This is a genomic window from Mesorhizobium sp. B2-7-2, assembly GCF_006440775.1.
GTDB lineage: Bacteria > Pseudomonadota > Alphaproteobacteria > Rhizobiales > Rhizobiaceae > Mesorhizobium.
Window position 1 is genome coordinate 50311 of sequence record NZ_VFTZ01000018.1, and the last position, 17457, is coordinate 67767.

Annotated in this window: 19 protein-coding genes and 1 riboswitch; of the genes, 9 read left to right on the forward strand and 10 right to left on the reverse strand. The window is 63.9% G+C overall.

The window, feature by feature from the left end; genetic code table 11:
- Nucleotides 1-39: 39 nt before the first annotated feature.
- The 3 genes from FJ425_RS22470 to rpmB form a co-directional block, all read right to left on the reverse strand.
- Nucleotides 40-714, reverse strand: a complete 675-nt coding sequence (locus FJ425_RS22470; protein ID WP_140726187.1) for a hypothetical protein — start codon at nucleotides 712-714, stop codon at nucleotides 40-42.
- A 29-nt stretch (nucleotides 715-743) separates the two neighbouring features.
- Nucleotides 744-1424 (reverse strand): queuosine precursor transporter, encoded by a 681-nt coding sequence (locus tag FJ425_RS22475; RefSeq protein ID WP_140726190.1) that lies wholly within the window; start codon nucleotides 1422-1424, stop codon nucleotides 744-746.
- Nucleotides 1425-1537: 113 nt separating this feature from the next.
- Nucleotides 1538-1834, reverse strand: a complete 297-nt coding sequence (gene rpmB, locus FJ425_RS22480; RefSeq protein WP_095767449.1) for a 50S ribosomal protein L28 — start codon at nucleotides 1832-1834, stop codon at nucleotides 1538-1540.
- A 255-nt stretch (nucleotides 1835-2089) separates the two neighbouring features.
- Between rpmB and FJ425_RS22485 the strand changes: the two genes are divergently transcribed.
- The 3 genes from FJ425_RS22485 to FJ425_RS22495 are packed head-to-tail and all read left to right on the forward strand — an operon-like array spanning nucleotide 2090 to nucleotide 4466.
- Entirely contained in the window at nucleotides 2090-2878 is a 789-nt protein-coding gene (locus tag FJ425_RS22485) for a DUF3108 domain-containing protein (RefSeq protein ID WP_140726193.1), read from the forward strand.
- A 32-nt stretch (nucleotides 2879-2910) separates the two neighbouring features.
- Nucleotides 2911-3798 (forward strand): EamA family transporter, encoded by an 888-nt coding sequence (locus FJ425_RS22490; RefSeq protein WP_140726195.1) that lies wholly within the window; start codon nucleotides 2911-2913, stop codon nucleotides 3796-3798.
- Nucleotides 3795-4466: a lysoplasmalogenase family protein gene (locus FJ425_RS22495; protein WP_140726198.1), complete on the forward strand. Its 672-nt coding sequence runs from the start codon at nucleotides 3795-3797 to the stop codon at nucleotides 4464-4466. Before FJ425_RS22490 ends, FJ425_RS22495 begins: the two co-directional genes overlap by 4 nt.
- 97 nt (nucleotides 4467-4563) lie before the next feature.
- Here FJ425_RS22495 and FJ425_RS22500 read toward each other — a convergent pair whose 3' ends face one another.
- Together FJ425_RS22500 and gloB are read right to left on the reverse strand one after the other, a co-directional pair.
- On the reverse strand, nucleotides 4564-4989 hold the full coding sequence (locus FJ425_RS22500; protein WP_140726201.1) for a cupin domain-containing protein: 426 nt from the start codon (nucleotides 4987-4989) through the stop codon (nucleotides 4564-4566).
- 53 nt (nucleotides 4990-5042) lie between these two features.
- Nucleotides 5043-5810: a hydroxyacylglutathione hydrolase gene (gloB, locus tag FJ425_RS22505; RefSeq protein WP_140632980.1), complete on the reverse strand. Its 768-nt coding sequence runs from the start codon at nucleotides 5808-5810 to the stop codon at nucleotides 5043-5045.
- A gap of 134 nt (nucleotides 5811-5944) precedes the next feature.
- Between gloB and FJ425_RS22510 the strand changes: the two genes are divergently transcribed.
- The 3 genes from FJ425_RS22510 (at nucleotide 5945) to FJ425_RS22520 (ending at nucleotide 9519) form a co-directional block, all read left to right on the forward strand.
- A complete protein-coding gene (locus FJ425_RS22510; protein WP_095767455.1) occupies nucleotides 5945-6721 on the forward strand; it encodes a methyltransferase domain-containing protein in 777 nt (258 codons plus the stop codon).
- Nucleotides 6722-6835: 114 nt separating this feature from the next.
- Nucleotides 6836-8665, forward strand: coding sequence for an ABC transporter ATP-binding protein/permease (locus FJ425_RS22515; RefSeq protein ID WP_140726204.1), 1830 nt, complete (start codon nucleotides 6836-6838; stop codon nucleotides 8663-8665).
- Between the two features lie 53 nt (nucleotides 8666-8718).
- Nucleotides 8719-9519: a DUF1194 domain-containing protein gene (locus FJ425_RS22520; protein ID WP_140726207.1), complete on the forward strand. Its 801-nt coding sequence runs from the start codon at nucleotides 8719-8721 to the stop codon at nucleotides 9517-9519.
- A gap of 16 nt (nucleotides 9520-9535) precedes the next feature.
- Here the strand turns inward: FJ425_RS22520 and FJ425_RS22525 are convergent, their stop codons facing one another.
- Nucleotides 9536-10465, reverse strand: a complete 930-nt coding sequence (locus FJ425_RS22525; RefSeq protein WP_140542563.1) for a glycosyltransferase family A protein — start codon at nucleotides 10463-10465, stop codon at nucleotides 9536-9538.
- Nucleotides 10466-10799: 334 nt separating this feature from the next.
- On the opposite strand from FJ425_RS22525, the gene FJ425_RS22530 reads away from it, so the two are divergent.
- On the forward strand, nucleotides 10800-11204 hold the full coding sequence (locus FJ425_RS22530) for a DUF1330 domain-containing protein (RefSeq protein ID WP_140632968.1): 405 nt from the start codon (nucleotides 10800-10802) through the stop codon (nucleotides 11202-11204).
- Here the strand turns inward: FJ425_RS22530 and FJ425_RS22535 are convergent.
- The 4 genes from FJ425_RS22535 to FJ425_RS22550 all read right to left on the reverse strand — a co-directional run bounded on the left by FJ425_RS22535 (nucleotide 11137) and on the right by FJ425_RS22550 (nucleotide 14821).
- The gene (locus tag FJ425_RS22535; RefSeq protein ID WP_140542565.1) at nucleotides 11137-12129 is read right to left on the reverse strand and encodes a glycosyltransferase family A protein; all 993 of its coding nucleotides are present in this window, start codon (nucleotides 12127-12129) and stop codon (nucleotides 11137-11139) included. The genes FJ425_RS22530 and FJ425_RS22535 overlap by 68 nt on opposite strands.
- Nucleotides 12130-12226: 97 nt before the next feature.
- Nucleotides 12227-13030 (reverse strand): Stf0 family sulfotransferase, encoded by an 804-nt coding sequence (locus tag FJ425_RS22540; RefSeq protein WP_140632965.1) that lies wholly within the window; start codon nucleotides 13028-13030, stop codon nucleotides 12227-12229.
- A complete protein-coding gene (metW, locus tag FJ425_RS22545) occupies nucleotides 12979-13593 on the reverse strand; it encodes a methionine biosynthesis protein MetW (RefSeq protein ID WP_095767561.1) in 615 nt (204 codons plus the stop codon). The genes FJ425_RS22540 and metW overlap by 52 nt, the downstream gene beginning before the upstream one ends.
- A 58-nt stretch (nucleotides 13594-13651) precedes the next feature.
- Entirely contained in the window at nucleotides 13652-14821 is a 1170-nt protein-coding gene (locus tag FJ425_RS22550) for a homoserine O-acetyltransferase (RefSeq protein WP_140632962.1), read from the reverse strand.
- Nucleotides 14822-14917: 96 nt separating this feature from the next.
- A riboswitch (SAM riboswitch) is annotated at nucleotides 14918-14995 on the reverse strand.
- 146 nt (nucleotides 14996-15141) lie between these two features.
- On the opposite strand from FJ425_RS22550, the gene hisC reads away from it, so the two are divergent.
- Both hisC and FJ425_RS22560 read left to right on the forward strand, forming a co-directional pair.
- Nucleotides 15142-16245 carry a histidinol-phosphate transaminase gene (gene hisC / locus FJ425_RS22555; protein WP_140632959.1) on the forward strand — a complete coding sequence of 368 codons (1104 nt, stop codon included), beginning with the start codon at nucleotides 15142-15144 and terminating at the stop codon, nucleotides 16243-16245.
- 6 nt (nucleotides 16246-16251) lie between these two features.
- Nucleotides 16252-17187, forward strand: coding sequence for a prephenate/arogenate dehydrogenase family protein (locus FJ425_RS22560; RefSeq protein WP_181164943.1), 936 nt, complete (start codon nucleotides 16252-16254; stop codon nucleotides 17185-17187).
- The last annotated feature ends 270 nt before the right edge of the window (nucleotides 17188-17457 follow it).

Sequence of the window (17457 nt, forward strand, 5' to 3'; positions counted from 1 at the left end):
GTAGCTGAAAGGGTCAGGCCTGGTTGGCTGCGATCCAGATCACAGCCCCTTGGCTGCGATCCAGATGACGTGGCGGGCGCCGCGCTTGCCGTTGGCCCGGATGTTGATCTCCTCGACCGCGAAGCCGGCCTGTTTCAGCCGCCGGGTGAAGCCGCTGTCCGGCCCTTGCGACCAGATCGCCAGCACGCCGCCGGGCTTCAACGCGGCGCGCGCGGCCGCAAGGCCGGCGGCGCCATAGAGCGTGTCATTGCCCTTGTGGACGATGCCTTCCGGACCATTGTCGACATCGAGCAGGATCGCGTCCCAGGCGGCTTTCTCCGCCCCTATCACCTGGCCGACATCGGCCTCGCGAATGGTGACGCGGGGATCGTCGAGGCAGCCACCGAAGATTTCCGCCATGGGGCCGCGTGCCCAGGCGACGACCGCGGGGACGAGTTCGGCAACGGTGACGGCAGCGTCTCGATCGAGCGCGGCGAGAGCGGCGCGCAAGGTGAAGCCCATGCCGAGCCCGCCGATAAGGATGCTTGGCCGCTCGCGTCCGGCGATACGCTGGCAGGAAAGCCTGGCCAGCGCTTCCTCGGAGCCGCTGAGGCGGCTGTTCATCAGCTCGTTGGTGCCGAGCATGATCGAGAATTCAGCGCCGCGCCGCTTCAGGCGCAGCTCCTGGCCGCCATCGGGCGTGCGGGCGGAGTCAAGCTGAACCCAGGGGATCACGGCCTGATTCCGCTTGCCGGGTTCATGGCCTAGAACGCGACTGCCGGCTGGCTCCAGCGCGCAGCGAGCAGCCGGTAGGGGATCAGCGCCACCACGGCGATGATCAGCTTCACCGAAAGGTCGCCGAGCGCCCAGGAGACCCAGCGCATCGTCTCGACCGGCAGCACGCCCACCAGCGGCGCGGTCTCCAGCGCGAAGCTGTCGTTGGGACCGGCAAAGGCGAAGGCGGCGGAGAAGGCGACGCCGAAGAAAACGACGGTGTCGAAGATGGAGCCGACCAGCGTGCCGACGATCGGCGCGCGCCACCAGCTCTGCCGGCGCAGCCGGTTGAAGACGGTAACGTCGAGCAATTGCGCGGCGAGGAAGGCAGCTCCCGAGGCGGCTGCGATGCGCACCAGCCGGTCGGCGGCGGTTTCGAACTCGATCAGCCCGTGACGGAACAGGAAGGGAGGGATCAGGATCGAACAGGTCACCGCGGTCATGAAGCCGACGAACACCACCTTGCGCGCCACGGCCGGGCCGTAGCGGCGGTTGGCGAGGTCGGTGACCAGGAAGGAGAAAGGATAGGTGAAGGCGCCCCAGGTCAGCAGGTCCGCCAGCGACAGGCCGCCGACTTGGCCCTGCATCGGGAACTGCACGAGGATGTTCGACGCCACGACGACAAGCGCCATGGCGGCCACGAAGGGCAAATATCGCGTCGGGAAATACATTTTTTTATCCTGGGTAATGGAACCAGCCGAGTGTCACGCCGACGCTCGCTCCTGTTTCGAGCATCGGCCTGGCCGAGCTCGAGGCGGTCGTCCCCCGCCTGAAAGCTGCTGCTTTAAGCGGCCGACTGCTCGGCCAGCTTCTTGGCGATCTGCTTCTTGAGCAGACGGGCGCGCTGCGACAATTCCTTGACGTCGGCCTTGGCCAGGAAAGCGTCGAGGCCGCCGCGGTGCTCGACCGAACGCAGCGCGTTGGCCGAAATGCGCAGGCGAACGTTCTGGTTCAGCGCTTCGGAAATCAGCGTCACATTGACCAGGTTCGGCAGGAAGCGACGCTTGGTCTTGTTGTTGGCGTGGCTCACATTGTTGCCGGTCTGGACTGCCTTGGCAGTGAGTTCGCAGGTGCGGGACATCTTGTCTAACCTCAGTTCTAAGCCTGCCAAACCATTCTGCCCGCGCCGGGCGGCGCGCGGTCTCGGTCAGGCGGCCTTTGGAAAAGTTGGCGTTCCATAGTGGCATTTCACCACTGCGTCAAGCTCCGGCACGCGCCCCGTTGTCAGGCACGCTCCATATAAAGGCCGGATTTCACAGTATAAGCCCATCGCGAAGGGATATGCCAGGCTGGAGCCGCTGCGTTCCGGCCGAACGCCAGGGATCAGCCAGCCGCCATGCTCCGTCCTTCTCATGCATTCGCCGCCCTGCTTTCCGTCGCCGCACCGGCAACGAGCTTCGCCGCCGCGCCGCAGTCCTTCAGGGGCGAGTATACGGTGTCCTTTCTCGGCCTTTCGATCGCCAGGGCGACTTTCTCCAGCCGCTACCAAGGCGACACCTATGCCATCGATGGGACCGTCTCGGCCGCCGGCCTCGGCAAATTGTTCGACGACACGAAAGGCACGATTTCCTCAAAAGGCACCATTTCCGGCAAGCAGATGCAGCCGCATGCATTCCGGGCCGACTATACGTCCGGCAAGAAGGCTTCGATGGTCGACATCCGCTTCAACAACGGCGCCGTCACCTCCACGCAAGTCGTCCCCGCGCCAAAGAAGCGCGATCCGAAGAGCTGGGTGCAGCTGGGCGATAGCGACCTGAAATCGGTGCTCGATCCGATGGCCGCGACCGTCATCCATGCCGACAGCCTGGACAAGGTCTGCGGACGCACGGTCAAGTTCTATGATGGCGAGATGCGCGCCGACCTGACCTTGACCTATGCCTCCAAGGGTTCGATCTCGGTGCCGGGTTACAAGGGCGACACGGTGACCTGCAAAATGGGCTTCGAGCCGGTGGCGGGCTATCGCAAGGGCCGCAAGGCTTTGAATTTCCTGAAGAACAAGAGCCGCATGCTGGTGACGTTTGCACCGCTCGGCCAATCCGGCATATATGCGCCGATCCGCGCCACGGTCGGGACCCAGATTGGCCCGCTGACCATCAGCGCGAGACGGTTCGAAGCGGTAAATTAGGACAGGCGCCACCGCGCGCCGGCGGGGGCAATATGGGGCGCGCAACACTGATCGGGTTTTCGGCGGTCGCCATGTGGGCGCTGCTGGCGCTGCTCACCAACGCTTCCGGACAGGTGCCGCCCTTCCTTTTGTCGGCCATCACCTTCGCCATCGGCACCTGCGTCGGCCTTGCGGCGCGGCTGGTGATGCCGGCCCCGGACCGGGGCCGGAAGATCCCGCCGCAGGTCTGGGTGATCGGCATAGCCGGTCTGTTCGGCTACCACTTCTTCTACTTCACGGCGCTGCGCAATGCGCCGGCGGTCGAGGCGAGCCTGATCGCCTATCTGTGGCCGCTGCTGATCGTGCTCGGCTCGGCGCTGATGCCGGGCGAGCGGCTCGCCTGGAACCACGTCGTCGGCGCGCTGCTCGGCCTTGCCGGCACCTTCCTGATCGTCACCAAGGGCGGCGGGCTGGCCTTCGACGCGCGCTACGCCTTTGGCTACGCGATGGCCGCCGTCTGCGCGCTGTTGTGGTCGTCCTATTCGCTCTTGTCGCGGCGTTTTCCGTCGGTACCGACCTCGATCGTCACCTGGTTCTGCGCGGCGACGTCGGTGCTGTCGCTGGCCTGCCACCTGCTGCTTGAGAAGACGGTTCTGCCGGACAGCCTCGGACAATGGCTGGCCGTCATCGGGCTCGGCCTGATGCCGGTGGGCGCGGCCTTCTATGCCTGGGATATCGGCGTCAAGCGCGGCAACATCCAGGTGCTGGGCGCCGCAAGCTACGCCGCGCCGCTTCTGTCGACGCTGGTGCTGATCGCCGCCGGCGTCGCCGAGCCGTCGCTGCGCATCCTCGCGGCGTGCGTGCTCATCACCGGAGGCGCCGCGCTCGCGGCGAAGTCGCTGCTGATGCGCAAGCCGGTGGCCAAGGAGGTCAACGCATGATGCCGTTTTCCGGCGGCATCGAGGCCAATGCCAACGCGACGCTTTTGTTCTCGTTCGTCGCGGCCGTGATCTACGCCTTTGCGCTCGACATGCCGCCGAAATGGACGCGCACGGCGGCAAAGACGTTTGCCGTGGCTTTGCTGGCCGTGCTTGCCGCCATGCAGGGCGGTCCACTGCTGCTGGTCGCGGCGCTGGCACTCAGCGCCGTCGGCGACGCCTTCCTGTCGCGCGACGGCGAAAAGGCCTTTCTCGGCGGGCTGGCAAGCTTTCTCGCCGGTCATATCGCCTATGTCGCGCTGTTTTCGCAGGCAGGCGGCGGGCTCAGCCTGTTGAGGGCCGAATCCTGGCGCGGCGCGATCGCCTTGGCCATGGCCGCATTCAGCATCGTCATGCTTGCCGCGCTCTGGCGCCGCGTCGGCCCCCAGCTGCGCGCGCCGGTCGCCGTCTATGTCGCGGCGATCCTCGCCATGGGCATTTCGGCGCTCACCACGGACTATCCCTGGGTGGTCGCCGGCGCGGTGCTGTTCATCGCCTCGGACGGGCTGCTGGCAGCCGAGCGCTTCCTGCTCGCGGCGATCTCGCCGCATCGCGTCTGGATGCGCCATGCAGTCTGGGTGCTTTACTACGCCGCCCAGCTGGCGATCACGCTGGGATTTCTACTCGCCTAGTGCGTTTCACCGTTTCACGGAAAGGACGAAACGCCCTATCTCTTTGTTTTTTACCAATTTCAGACGGAAAACCGCCCACACTTTTCCTGGAATTGCTCTAGACCGGCTGCCAGCCCGGCTCGGCCAGCTCGAAAGCGGCGAAATCGAAGCCCGGCGCCACGGTGCAGCCGACCAGCGTCCATTCACCGAGGCTGCGCGCCGACTGCCACCAGCCGGCCGGCACGACGATCTGCGGCCGCTCGCCGGCGGTAAGGGCCGTGCCAAGCACCTGCTCGATGATGGCGCCTGCGCCTTCCTCATGCGTCGTCAGCGCCAGCGGCGCGCCGGCGTAAAAGTGCCAGACTTCGGCGGCGTCCTTCACCCGATGCCAGGCCGAAAGCTGGCCTTGCTCGAGCAGGAAGTAGATCGCGGTCGAATGACCGCGCGGGCCACCCGCGGCGTCGCGAAAGGTCTCGGCGTACCAGCCGCCCTCGGGATGCGGCTTGAGGCCTAGCGTTGCGATAATCTCGGCGGCGCTGGTCATTGGCGGTCTTTGCTGCGACGAACGTCGAGCCTTTTGGTCGACATATGGTGGAACTAAAAATTGTCCTTGCGCTTGCGGATCTCGGCAAACACCTCGGCGTCCGAGGCTTTCTCCATGCCGAGATGCTTACGGATCGCCGGGTCGTGCCAGCGCAAGAACGGGTTGGTCGACAATTCCTCGCCGATGGTCGTCGGCAATGTCGGCTTGTTGTCGGCGCGCAGCGCCTCGATCCTCGCCGCGCGCTGCTTCAGCGCCGGGTTGCTCGGGTCGACCGTCACCGCGAAACGGGCATTGGCCAAGGTGTATTCGTGACCGCAATAGATGGCGGTTTGCGCCGGCAGCGCCGCCAGCTTCTTCAAAGAGTCATACATAACCGGCGACTTGCATTCGAACAGGCGGCCGCAACCCAGCGCAAACAGCGTGTCGGCGGTGAAGGCCACTTTCGAAGCCGGCAGATAGTAGGAGACGTGGCCGGCGGTATGGCCGGGCGTCTCGATGACCTCGATGCGTTCCTCGCCAAGGAGCACGACCGAGCCTTGGCTGACCGTCTCGTCGATGCCCGGGATCTTCGCCTTCTCGGCTTCCGGGCCGACGATGCGCAATTTGAAGCGTTCCTTCAGCGCCAGATTGGCTTCGACATGGTCGGCATGGTGGTGCGTGGTGAGGATCAATGTCGGCGTCCACCCGGTGCGCTTGATCGCCGCCAGGATCGGCGCTTCTTCCGGCGCGTCGATGATTGCCGTTTGTCCGCTTTTCGGATCGTGGACCAGCACGCCGAAATTGTCGGTGCGGCACATGAACTGCTCGATTTCGACCGGCATCGCATGTCTCCCTTTGTCGTCGCAGACATAGGGCGGCCGGCAGCCGATGTCATCCGGGTTTGTTGCACTCGGCGCCTTTGTTGAACTTTCCGCCTTTGTTGAACTTGGGCCCCTTCGCGGCTACCGTCGCGCGCATGCATTCGGATATCGTCGACCTGCGTTCCTTCTATTCGACCACGCTCGGGCGCCTGGCCGAGCATTCGATAACCATGGCGCTGTCGTCCGTATGGGCGACCGTTCCCAATGAGCGGCTGGTCGGCCTCGGCTATGCGCTGCCATGGCTGGAACGCTTCGGCACCGATGCCGAGCGCGTCTTCGCCTTCATGCCGGCAACGCAAGGCGCGGTGGTGTGGCCGGTGTCGGGGCCGACGGCGACGGCGCTGGTCTTCGACGAGGAGCTGCCGCTGGTCGATTCCTGCATCGACCGCGTGCTGCTGGTGCATTCGCTCGAACATGCCGAAAACCCGCGCGAGACGCTGAACGAGATCTGGCGGGTGCTGTCGCCGGCGGGCAGAGTGGTCATCGTCGTGCCCAACCGGCGCGGCGTCTGGGCGCGGTTCGAGCACACACCCTTCGGCAATGGCCGGCCGTTCTCGCGCGGCCAGTTGACCGAGCTGCTGCGCGAGGCGAATTTCACCCCGGCGACATGGAGCGATGCGCTGTTCTTCCCGCCGTCGCCGCGGCGTTTCATGATGCGCTTCCACAATGTGCTGGAGAAGGCCGGCCGGCGATTCTGGCCGATCTTTTCCGGTGTCATCGTCGTCGAGGCGCAGAAGCGGCTCTACCAAGGTGTGCCGGTCGCGCAGCGCGCCTCTCGCCGCGTCTTCGTGCCGGTCTTCTCGCCGCAGGGCGCAACGCGGCTTGGCCGGCGTGCGGCTGACGCCGCGCCTGGCCAAGTGACGCGTTCGTGATCGCCGCGCCTTGCATCGCGCGGCAATCGTCACCCTATCTGAGGCATGCCCGATCTAAGGCATGCTCGCTCGGCGCGGTATTCATGACCGAAGCGGAAACCAGGAATATCCTTCATGGACGACCAGACCGATAGAAGGCCGGGCCCACAAAAATCCGCCGTCTCGGTGGAGGCGAGCAGCCTCGCCGACCAGGTGGCGACGATCAAGCTGGGGCTGAAGTCCTCGCCGGTGCGCAGGCAACTTGCCTGGGTCTCCATCGGCATTGTCGCAGTCATCGTCGCAACCTCGATCGGACAAGTCCTTCTCAATCGCTGGAACCAGCCTTTCTACGATGCGCTGGCTCGGCGCGACATGACGGCCTTCCTGCACCAGCTTCTGGTCTTTGCGATGATCGCCGGGGGCCTTCTGGTGCTCAATATCGGCCAGACCTGGCTCAACCAGATGATCCGTCTTAGGCTGCGCGAGGCGCTGACGCTCGACCTGATCGATCAATGGATGCGCCCGGCGCGGGCCTTCCGGCTGGCCAATGCCGGCGCCATCGGCGTCAATCCCGACCAGCGCATGCAGCAGGACGCCGCTCACTTGTCGGATCTGTCGACGGATCTTGGCGTCGGCCTGCTGCAGTCCTTCATCCTGCTGGTCTCCTTCATCGGCGTGCTGTGGGAGCTGTCTTCCGGCTTCATGTTCCATGTCGGCGGCTATTCGCTGGAGATACCGGGCTACATGGTCTGGGCCGCGTTCCTCTATGCCGGCATCGCGTCGTGGCTGAGCTGGCTGGTCGGGCGTCCGCTGATCGGCCTCAACAGCGAGCGCTACACCTGCGAGGCGGAGCTGCGCTCCTCCATGGTGCGGGTCAACGAGAATGTCGATGCGATCGCGCTCTATCATGGCGAGCCCGACGCAAGGCGCCGGCTCGAGCTCGATCTCGGCACGGTTCTGGGCGCCATGCGGCGCATCTTCGCCGCGCAGATCAATCTCGCCTGGGTGACCGACACCTATGGCTGGATAACGGTGGTGGCGCCCATCCTGGTGGCGTCGCCGGTCTATTTCTCGGGCGACATCTCGTTCGGCGGGTTGATGATGGCGGTCGGCGCCTTCAACCAGGTTCATTCGTCCCTGCGCTGGTTCATCAACAACATCGGCAGCATAGCCGACTGGCGCGCGACGCTGATGCGCGTGGCCGATTTCCGCATCGCGCTCACCGAAACCGACGCGCTGCATGACACGGAAAAACACATCCAGTTCGGCGAAAACGCCAATGGCAGCCTGACTTTCGACACGCTTCAGGTGGCTTCGCCGGAAGGCTGCACCAAGCTTGCCCAGACGGATGTCGAAATTCACGCCGGCGAGCGCGTCATGATCACCGGCGAGCCGGGCGCCGGCAAGACATTGTTCTTCCGCGCCCTTGCCGGCCTGTGGCCATGGGGGAGCGGGCGGATCGGCCTGCCGGCCGGCGAGACCCCCATCTTCGTGCCGCGCGTGCCCTATTTCCCGGCCGGCACGCTGCGCGAGGTGCTCGATCATCCGAACGGCGAGGCCCCGGCCAGCGATGCCGAGATCGCGGCCGTGCTTGGCGAGGTCGGCCTCGATCCACTGGCAACCACCCTTGACCGTTCCAGGCGGTGGGAACGCGAGCTCGGCGATGACGAACAACGGGCGCTGGCTTTCGCCAGACTTGCCTTGCGCAAGCCAAAATGGGTTATCATCGACGAAGCCCTGGATGCGTTCGACGGGCCGACGTTGCGGCGGGTGCTGGCCATGCTGCAGAAGCGCCTGCCCGAAACCGCGATCATCAATATCGGGCGGGGCCAGCACAACACTCAGTTCTTCCCGCGCGCGCTGAATATCGTGAAGGATACCGGCGCACCGGCTTTGAAGCCGGTCCGTGTCCGCGCCGGCGCGATCGAGCCGCCACCCATCGCTGCCCGTCACGGGAAGAAATAGCTTTATTTTCGCCGCGATCGCCGGGAAAATCCGCCGGGTCGTTCGAGGCTGCCATGCTTGCGATGCTCGGCCTGCTTGTGCGCCTTGCCTGCGCCGAGGCGGCGCCATTGCCCATGCCGGGCAAAGGCGCGCCGGTGGACGTGGAACTTGTGCTTGCCGTCGACATCTCGCAGTCGATGGACCAGCGTGAACTCGCCCTGCAGCGCGCCGGCTATGTCGACGCGCTGCGCCACCCCGACTTCATCAACGCCGTACGCTCGGGTCCACATGGCCGCATTGCGCTCGCCTATTTCGAATGGGCGGGCGTCGTGCGCGAGGACGGGGCCATCGCCTGGCAGATCATCGACGGGGAGGACAGCGCCCATGCCTTCGCCGACAAGATCGCCACGCGGCCGTTCCGCAGCTTCCGCGGCACCTCGATCTCGGGCGCCCTCGGCTTCGGCGCGGGGCTCCTGGAGAGAACCGGCTTTTCGGCGCCACGCCGCGTCATCGACATATCGGGAGACGGGCCCAACAATAGCGGGCTGCCCGTCACGGTAATCCGCGATGCCGCCGTTGCCAGCGGTATCGTCATCAACGGCCTACCCATACTGATCAGTCCGTCGCCGAGTGTCGCCCGTCTCGACCGCTACTACGCCGACTGCGTGACCGGGGGAGCCGGTTCGTTCGTGCTGCCGATCTACGCGGCGTCCGAATTCTCGACCGCCGTCCGCCGCAAGCTGGTCCAGGAAGTCAGCGGCCTGACGGACGCCAGATCCTTCCATGTCGAGGATGCGACGCCGGTCGATTGCCTGCTTGGCGAGCGCTTGCGGCAGCGGTTTTCCGATCCTTATTTTCCGGAACTCGACAGATAGCCGTCTTGCGGTTTTCTCAGACCGCCCGGGCGCCGTATTTGGCACGGAACTCGTCGTAGCAGTCGCGCCGCCAGCGGCGGCCGACGACATAGCCGCGCAAGAGTTCGGCGGGCGAGTAGCCGAGCGACTTGGACGACCGGTTGGCATGATAGCCCGAAAACGCCTGCGGCAACCTGCCCTTGAGGATATCGGCGATGATCTGGCGCGCTATCATGTAAGGCGGAACGTCGGGATAGCGGTCGGCGATATAAGGATGCTTGTCGATCAGACTGGCATAGGCCTCGACATAGCCATCGCGGCGACCGGAGATCGAATTCTCCGAATTGTACTTCTTCCAGTCGATGTCCTCGGACAGCAAGGCGCCGCCGCGTTGGGCAAAGCGCAGCAGCAATTCGCGATCCTGCATGCGCGTGATGTCGCTGTCATAGCCGCCGATCGCGAGCAGCGACTCGTGTCTTGCGGTGATCGCCGAGCCGGCAATGAAGATGGTCTGCGAGACCAGGGCGCGCTGCAGCGTGCTTTTGTCGAGGAAGGCGTCGCGATTGATGCATTTGGTGCTGCGGCCGCCCTTCAGCGATACGAACGAGCTGATGAGGACTTCGAGCGAGGGGTTCCCGTCGAAGCGCGCCAGTGTTCGTTCCAGCCGGTCGGGCAGATAGACGTCGTCCGAATCGAGGAACGTCACGACCGGCGCCCGCGCGCGCTCGATGCCCGCATTGCGCGCGGCATTGGCGCCGCGCCATTTGGCGCCGACATAAATCAGCCTCGGGTCGCGGATTTCGGCGAGCGCGGCGGCCGTCCCGTCGGTCGAACCGTCGTCGACCACAATGTGCTCGAAGCGGGTAAGTGTCTGCGCCAGAACGCTTTCCACCGCGCGCACGACCTGGCTGCGGCGGTTGTGGGTCGGCGTGATCACTGAGATCAGCGGAACCTCTTGGTTCGGCATCGAGCTGCCACCACCGGTCGGATCTGGCGTTTGTCGGATAGGTCTGACGGCTATCTTCGTGTCCACCTCTGATTTGCGGCCGACGCTACAGAAAAGCCACCTTTGTGTCACGCCAGGCCGGCCCAGAAATGCCGAAATTGGCGGTTTTTCCGCAACATTGCGGTCTGATGGCAACACAACTGGGCTTCCTGTTAATTCGGCGGTTCCGCCAACAGGAACCAACGGGCGGCTTTGTCCCGATGACGTCTGAGGTAATCGACCGAACTACCTGGTTCCCGCATGGTGATCTCCAAGAAGCCGACCGATCGGCTTTGTTTCATCAAGGAGCAGGATCATGACCGCTTACGCCGTTGCCCATATGCGCCAAGTCACCCCGGGTCCCTGGATAGTCGAATATCTCGAGAAGATAGACGCCACCCTGGCGCCGTTCGGCGGGCGGTTCGTCGTCCATGGCGGCGACGTCGAGGTCGTCGAGAACAGCTGGCCCGGGCACCTGATCGTCATCGAATTCCCCGGCAGGCGGCATGTGCGGGACTGGTACAATTCACCGGCCTATCAGGCGATCCTTTCGCTGCGCACCGAGAACTCGCAGTCCGACGTGATCTTCGTCGACGGCGTCGAGCATCCGCACAATGCTACGGATGTGCTTGGCCAGCGGGAAAAGATTGACGTTAGCTGTGCCCGATATGGTCCGGCACCATTTCGACCTCGTCGCGAACAAGGCCGGCCGCCAGGCTGAAATGGCCGAAAAACGCCAGCGTATAGAACGCCAGTCCGACAATGACAGCAAACGGGATTTGCCAGAACGGCATGCCGGTCTGCCGCGCATGGCCTGTCACTCGCCGGATCGTGCGCCAAGACATAGTCCCCCAGCGCGTGAAGGATTTGACGATACGCTGAGCTCTGCCAGGTGCATGAAGCTCGACGAATTTTCGATCGGCGTCCCTGCCGGTTACCAGCGCGCGCCAAAAGAAGAACCCCCAGCCCCGCGGCGAGTAGTGGTGAACGCGTGCGTCCACGTTGACTATCTTGTGGCCTTCGCTCCAAAGCTGGTGCATCAGCAACGTGCACGAGACCTTAAAGCCGTTGTGGGCTGGAAATGGGTGACTGGATATCCAGTCGTGCCGGAAGGCGATGTTGTTGGCGTTGAGAGCACGCTTCGAGGCGAATCTCTCGTCTCCCTCAGCCATCGGGAAAAACCAGATCAACGCGAAAGTTCGCGAGAAGAAGTCGTCGTATGAAAGATAGGTGTGTCCATTCACACAGATGGTTTCAGGCTGGTCGACGAAGGGTTTCAGTAGAGTTGAGAGCCAGTTCCTTTCCGGAACTGTATCGGAATCGAGAAAAACAAGGACGCTCCCTTCGCACGAGGGAATGCCGTTGTTCTTGAGGTCGTAATATCTGCCGCCAGGGCACGACGCGAAGGCCAGATCGGCAACCTGCTCCAGTTGTGGCGCTTCAGCTCCAATGCTGCTTCGCAGTGAGACTGCGTCAGTTTCGACGCCGCCATGCGAGATTATGACCTTCGGCTTCGAAAATCCGGTAGCGGAAGCCTGGGCGATCTCGCGCGCCAAGGCCTTCAGGCCAAGGCCAATCTCGTCCCAGTCGATGGATTTGGCATTCTCCATCTCCAAGACGATAGAATAGGTGGGATGTCCAGCCATCGCGGCACACCGGTTAATCAAACCAGTGGCTATAGCCGTGACGGCATGCTGTCAAACGATCGGGATGCAATTATGCGCTGCGAATTTGTCAGTTAAGCTATCTTATCATTCGGTATCGGAAGCTGGACGGGTCGGCATATTCGGACAGGAAACGCTTTCGCCATTCTTTATTGATTGCATCGCGCTGGATTTCGAGACCCGATCGCAGGTCGGTTTCCCAGTTGGGTTCCACATCCACCAGCTGCGCGAGTTTCGTCAGGCTGTCTGCCGGATCGCGCTGAATCTGCTCGTAGGTCAGGGAAAGGCAGAGCAGGCCGTTCTTCGCGAACCAAGCATCCCATGCGAGGTTCTCCATCAGAATTTTATCCAGAGACTCCACGATTGCCCGGCCGTTATAGCGTGGCGGCAGATGACTGATCTCGGTGGATCGGAATTCGCGGGTTTGACGCGCACGTGCCCATGAGATCGCCTGGCCGAGCAGATCGTCACGTGTTAACCGCACATAACTCAAATTCGGAAGGCTGGCTGGCAGCTTCACCTTCTTGGCAAGTTGTGCGAACTGGCTCGCAAAGAGCTTGATTGCGTAGACGCCGGTAGAGGACCGCCCCTGTGTCAGCGCACGCAGAAGCTGGGCGCGGGGATCTCGCGGATAATCCGGCAGCTCCAGCAGACGTCGCCCGCCGAACCATTCCAGCGGATGGCCCAGCCCGGCGGAAGCCATCAAACCTGCAAGATGATTGCTACCGCTGCGCGGCGATGTGCAAACGAGAATTCCCGCCCGTATTTCAGAACGAATGTTCGGAGGGATTTCCACCACTGCCGGCGACCGACGAAAGAAACGCATTTCCGTCATCGCCTCAACAAAAACACCGCTTGCTGACCAAAAAAATTCCAGAACCACCAAGGCATCGACAGGCCGATCTTCTGGCCGTTGGCGTCGAGCGCGGTCGCCTTCTCGACAGTCGCGCCGAGTTCCTCGCACAGGTTGACGAAGTCGCGGATGGTGCAGAAATGGATGTTGGGCGTGTCGTACCAGGAGTAGGGCAGGTCCTTGGTGACCGGCATCCTGCCCTTGACCAGCAGCGAGAAGCGCACGCGCCAGTGGCCGAAATTGGGGAAGGAGACAATGGCGCGGTTGCCGATCCGAAGCAACTCGTCGAGCACCAGCTTCGGGTTGCGGGTCGCCTGCAGGGTCTGTGAGAGCACGACGAAATCGAAGCCCTTGTCGGGATAGAATTCGAGGTCCTTGTCGGCATCGCCCTGGACGACGGAAAGGCCGCGCGCCACGCATTCGTTGACGCCGCGCTGAGACAGTTCCAGCCCGCGGCCGTCGACCTGCTTGGTCTCCTGCAGGAGCTCCAGAAGCAGTCCGTCGCCCGAGCCGACATCGAGGACACGCGAATTGGCCGGGATGAGATCGGTGACGACCTCGAGGTCGACACGCTGGGCGCGATTGACGCTCATGGCTTCGCCTCCTGCATGGCGCATGATCCCGGTCCAAAAGGTCCGCGACTTGTCGGGGTCATAGGCTGAGCCCCCTGGCGCGGGCGGCGGAGGCGATGAAGCCGTTGATGGCCGCGAACAGTTCCGGCTCGTCGAGCAGGAAGGCATCGTGGCCGCGATCGGTCTCGATCTCGACGAAGGAGACGGAAGCGCCCGCCGCGTTCAAGGCATGCACGATCGATCGGCTCTCCTCGGTCGGGAACAGCCAGTCGCTGGTGAAGGAGACCAGGCAAAAACGCGTCTTGGTGCCGGCGAAGGCGTCGGCGAGGCGCCCACCGTGATCGGCGGCAAGGTCGAAATAGTCCATCGCGCGGGTCAGATAGAGGTAGGAATTGGCGTCGAAGCGGTCGACGAAAGTCATGCCCTGATGGCGCAGATAGCTTTCGATCTGGAAATCGGCGTCGAAGCCGAAGGTGAGCGCCTCGCGGTCCTGCAGGTTGCGGCCGAACTTGCGGTGGAGCGCGGCTTCCGAAAGGTAGGTGATGTGAGCGGCCATGCGCGCGACGGCGAGCCCTTTTTCCGGCCGCTTGCCGAAATCGAGATATTTGCCGCCATGCCACTCCGGATCGGCCATGACGGCCTGTCGGCCGACTTCATGGAAGGCGATGTTCTGCGAGGAATGGCGGGCGCCGGTGGCGATAGGCAGGACGCAGAACACGCGCTCCGAATGGCTCGCCGCCCATTCCAGAACCTGCATGCCGCCCATCGAGCCGCCAAGCACGCAAAACAGCTTCTCGATGCCGAAATGATCGATGAGCATCGTCTGCGCGCGCACCATGTCGCGGATGGTGATGATCGGCAGGTCGAGCCCGTAAGGCTTGCCGGTCGTCGGATTGGTGGAGGCCGGACCAGTCGAGCCGAGGCAGCCGCCGACGACGTTGGAGCAGATGACGAAGAAACGGTTGGTGTCGATGATCTTGCCGGGACCGATCAGCACCTCCCACCAGCCCGGCTTGCCTGTCACCGGATTGGTGTTGGCAACATGCTGGTCGCCGGTCAGCGCGTGGCAGACGAGGATGGCGTTGGAGCGCGCGTCGTTGAGCGTGCCGTAGGTCTGGTAGGCGATCTGGAAAGGCGCAAGAAAGGTGCCGGCGTCGAGCTTCAGCGGCTTGTCGGGGCCGAACTGCAGCACTGGGCTCGACGGATGGTCGGCCTCGTCGTTGGTTCTTGCAGCGCGCTGAGCGGCCATGTCCGTCCTCATCCTGTCCCGCATCGGTCTCGTCCCGACGCGGTGTCCGGCCGGCAGCGGACAACAAAAAACCGGCATTGCCGTCGCAAAGCCGGTTACAGGTTGCAAACGGCCCTTTAGCGAGTTGTTTAACGTGGCTGCAAGCCGACCGGCCAAATCACCACGGGAGTCTGGCAATCCTTCTAGGACCAGCGCCGCGCTTCGTCAACGGGTGGCCTCCTCGCGACCGGATGCGGGTGCCGGGCGCCGGTACTCGACATTCCAGCCCGTGGCCTGTATTTCCGCTGCGGCCTTGAAGGCCTTCTCGACGGATTTGTGACATGAAGCAGGATCAGCCCCGTCCGACGCCCCGCGCGGGCATCATGGACATCGAGGCCTATGTGCCGGGAAAAAGCACCGCGCCGGCCGGCGTGACGAAAGTCTACAAGCTGTCGGCGAACGAAAACCCGCTTGGGCCCTCGCCGAAGGCGATCGAGGCGGCACGCGAAGTGGCGGCGAAGCTCGATGCCTATCCGGACGGCTCTGCCCGCCGGCTGCGCGAGGCGATCGCCGAGGTGCATGGGCTGAATCCGGCCAACATCATCTGCTCCAACGGCTCCGACGAGATCCTGGGGCTGCTGGCGCAGAGCTATCTCGCGCCGGGCGACGAGGCCGTGTTCACCGAGCACGCCTTCATGGTCTACAAGATCTATATCCAGGCGGCGGGCGCCAAGCCGGTAGCGGTGAAGGAGACCGACGAGCGCGCCGACATCGACGCGATTTTGGCCGCGGTGACGCCGGCGACGCGGATCGTGTTCCTCGCCAATCCCAACAATCCGACGGGCACCTATGTGCCGTTCCAGGAAGTGCGCCGGCTGCACGCTGCATTGCCGAAGAACGTGCTCCTGGTGCTCGACGCGGCCTATGCCGAATATGTGCGGCGCAACGACTACGAGGCCGGCATCGAGCTCGCAGGCAGTTCTGAAAACGTGGTGATGACCCGCACCTTCTCCAAGCTCGGGCTCGGCGGCGCGCGCGTCGGCTGGATGTACGGGCCGGCGCATATCGTCGATGCGATCAACCGCATTCGCGGCCCCTTCAACGTCAACGCCACCGCGATCGAGGCCGGCATCGCCGCGATCCGCGACCGCGCCCATATCGAGCGCAGCGTGGCGCATAACGAGAAATGGCTGGCCTGGCTCAGCGGGGAGCTGACCGGGCTCGGCCTGCGCGTCACGCCCAGCGTCGGCAATTTCGTGCTGATCCATTTCCCCGACGGTAAGAAACATTCAGCGGCGGCGGCGGACGATTATCTGAGCGCGCGCGGCTACATCCTGCGCCGCGTCACCGGCTACGGCTTCCCCAACGCGCTGCGCATGAGCGTCGGCACCGAGGAAGCCAATCGCGGCGTCATCGATGCGCTCAAGACCTTCCTGAAAAGCTAGAACACCATGGCGTCACCGATGTTCGAGAAAATAGCGCTGGTCGGCATCGGCCTTATCGGCTCGTCGCTCGCCCGCGTCATCCGCCGCGAGGGCCTGGCGCGCCATATCGCCATAGCGACGCGCAGCGCTTCGACGCTCAAACGCGCCGAGGAGCTTGGCCTTGGCGATTCTTACAGCACCGACGCCAGCCAAGCGGTGCGTGACGCCGATCTCGTCATCGTTTCGGTTCCCGTCGGCTCGTCCGGCGAGGTCGCGGCCGAGATCGCGCCAGCGCTGAAGAAGGGCGCCATCCTCACCGATGTCGGCTCGACCAAAGCCTCCGTCATCGCGCAAATGCAGCCGCATGTGCCGGAAGGCGTGCACTTCATCCCCGGACATCCGCTGGCCGGCACGGAAAAGTCCGGACCCGATGCCGGCTTTGCCGATCTCTTCGAGAATCGCTGGTGCATCTTCACGCCGCTGCCGGGCACCGATCCCGCCGCGCTCGATACGCTTTCGGAATTCTGGCGGCGCTGCGGCTCCAACATCGACACGATGGACCCGCAGCACCACGACATGACGCTCGCGATCGTGTCGCATCTGCCGCATATCATCGCCTACAACATCGTCGGCACGGCGGACGATCTGGAAGCGGTGACCAAGAGCGAAGTCATCAAATATTCCGCTTCCGGTTTCCGCGACTTCACCCGTCTTGCCGCCTCCGACCCGACCATGTGGCGCGACGTGTGCCTGCACAACAAGGATGCGATCCTGGAGATGCTGGCGCGGTTCTCGGAGGATCTGGCCTCGCTGCAGCGGGCGATCCGCTGGGGCGACGGCGAGAAGCTGTTCGACCTCTTCACCCGCACCCGCGCCATCCGCCGCTCGATCATCGAGGCCGGCCAGGATATTGATGTGCCGGATTTTGGTCGCCAGGCGGTCGAGCACCCAGCCAAGACCTAGGCTTTTCCCTGGTTCGCCGGCGTGGATTTGACCTGCCGCTCGGCCAGCCTTGGCAGGTGCAGGCGCTGAAGATTGGCCGAAACGCGCATCGCCATCGTCATCCACGGGCGGAGCAAGGAGCGAAGCGACGCGCGCAGACCCGAGGATCCATTCCGTGACTTCCGAGCGCTGCTGCGGTGCAGAATTCTGCTCCGTTGCATCCACGGCTCAGGTCGCGGAATGGATTCCAGGGTCTCCGCGACGCCGCTTCGCGGCTGCTCCGCCCTGGAA

Coding starts and splice junctions, on each gene's coding strand:
- FJ425_RS22475 (WP_140726190.1), bottom strand. CDS start 1,424: ATGTATTTCCCGACGCGATATTTGCCCTTCGTGGCCGCCATGGCGCTT.
- rpmB (WP_095767449.1), bottom strand. CDS start 1,834: ATGTCCCGCACCTGCGAACTCACTGCCAAGGCAGTCCAGACCGGCAAC.
- FJ425_RS22485 (WP_140726193.1), top strand. CDS start 2,090: ATGCTCCGTCCTTCTCATGCATTCGCCGCCCTGCTTTCCGTCGCCGCA.
- FJ425_RS22490 (WP_140726195.1), top strand. CDS start 2,911: ATGGGGCGCGCAACACTGATCGGGTTTTCGGCGGTCGCCATGTGGGCG.
- FJ425_RS22495 (WP_140726198.1), top strand. CDS start 3,795: ATGATGCCGTTTTCCGGCGGCATCGAGGCCAATGCCAACGCGACGCTT.
- FJ425_RS22500 (WP_140726201.1), bottom strand. CDS start 4,989: ATGACCAGCGCCGCCGAGATTATCGCAACGCTAGGCCTCAAGCCGCAT.
- gloB (WP_140632980.1), bottom strand. CDS start 5,810: ATGCCGGTCGAAATCGAGCAGTTCATGTGCCGCACCGACAATTTCGGC.
- FJ425_RS22510 (WP_095767455.1), top strand. CDS start 5,945: ATGCATTCGGATATCGTCGACCTGCGTTCCTTCTATTCGACCACGCTC.
- FJ425_RS22515 (WP_140726204.1), top strand. CDS start 6,836: ATGGACGACCAGACCGATAGAAGGCCGGGCCCACAAAAATCCGCCGTC.
- FJ425_RS22520 (WP_140726207.1), top strand. CDS start 8,719: ATGCTTGCGATGCTCGGCCTGCTTGTGCGCCTTGCCTGCGCCGAGGCG.
- FJ425_RS22525 (WP_140542563.1), bottom strand. CDS start 10,465: ATGCCGAACCAAGAGGTTCCGCTGATCTCAGTGATCACGCCGACCCAC.
- FJ425_RS22530 (WP_140632968.1), top strand. CDS start 10,800: ATGACCGCTTACGCCGTTGCCCATATGCGCCAAGTCACCCCGGGTCCC.
- FJ425_RS22535 (WP_140542565.1), bottom strand. CDS start 12,129: ATGGCTGGACATCCCACCTATTCTATCGTCTTGGAGATGGAGAATGCC.
- metW (WP_095767561.1), bottom strand. CDS start 13,593: ATGAGCGTCAATCGCGCCCAGCGTGTCGACCTCGAGGTCGTCACCGAT.
- FJ425_RS22550 (WP_140632962.1), bottom strand. CDS start 14,821: ATGGCCGCTCAGCGCGCTGCAAGAACCAACGACGAGGCCGACCATCCG.
- hisC (WP_140632959.1), top strand. CDS start 15,142: ATGAAGCAGGATCAGCCCCGTCCGACGCCCCGCGCGGGCATCATGGAC.
- FJ425_RS22560 (WP_181164943.1), top strand. CDS start 16,252: ATGGCGTCACCGATGTTCGAGAAAATAGCGCTGGTCGGCATCGGCCTT.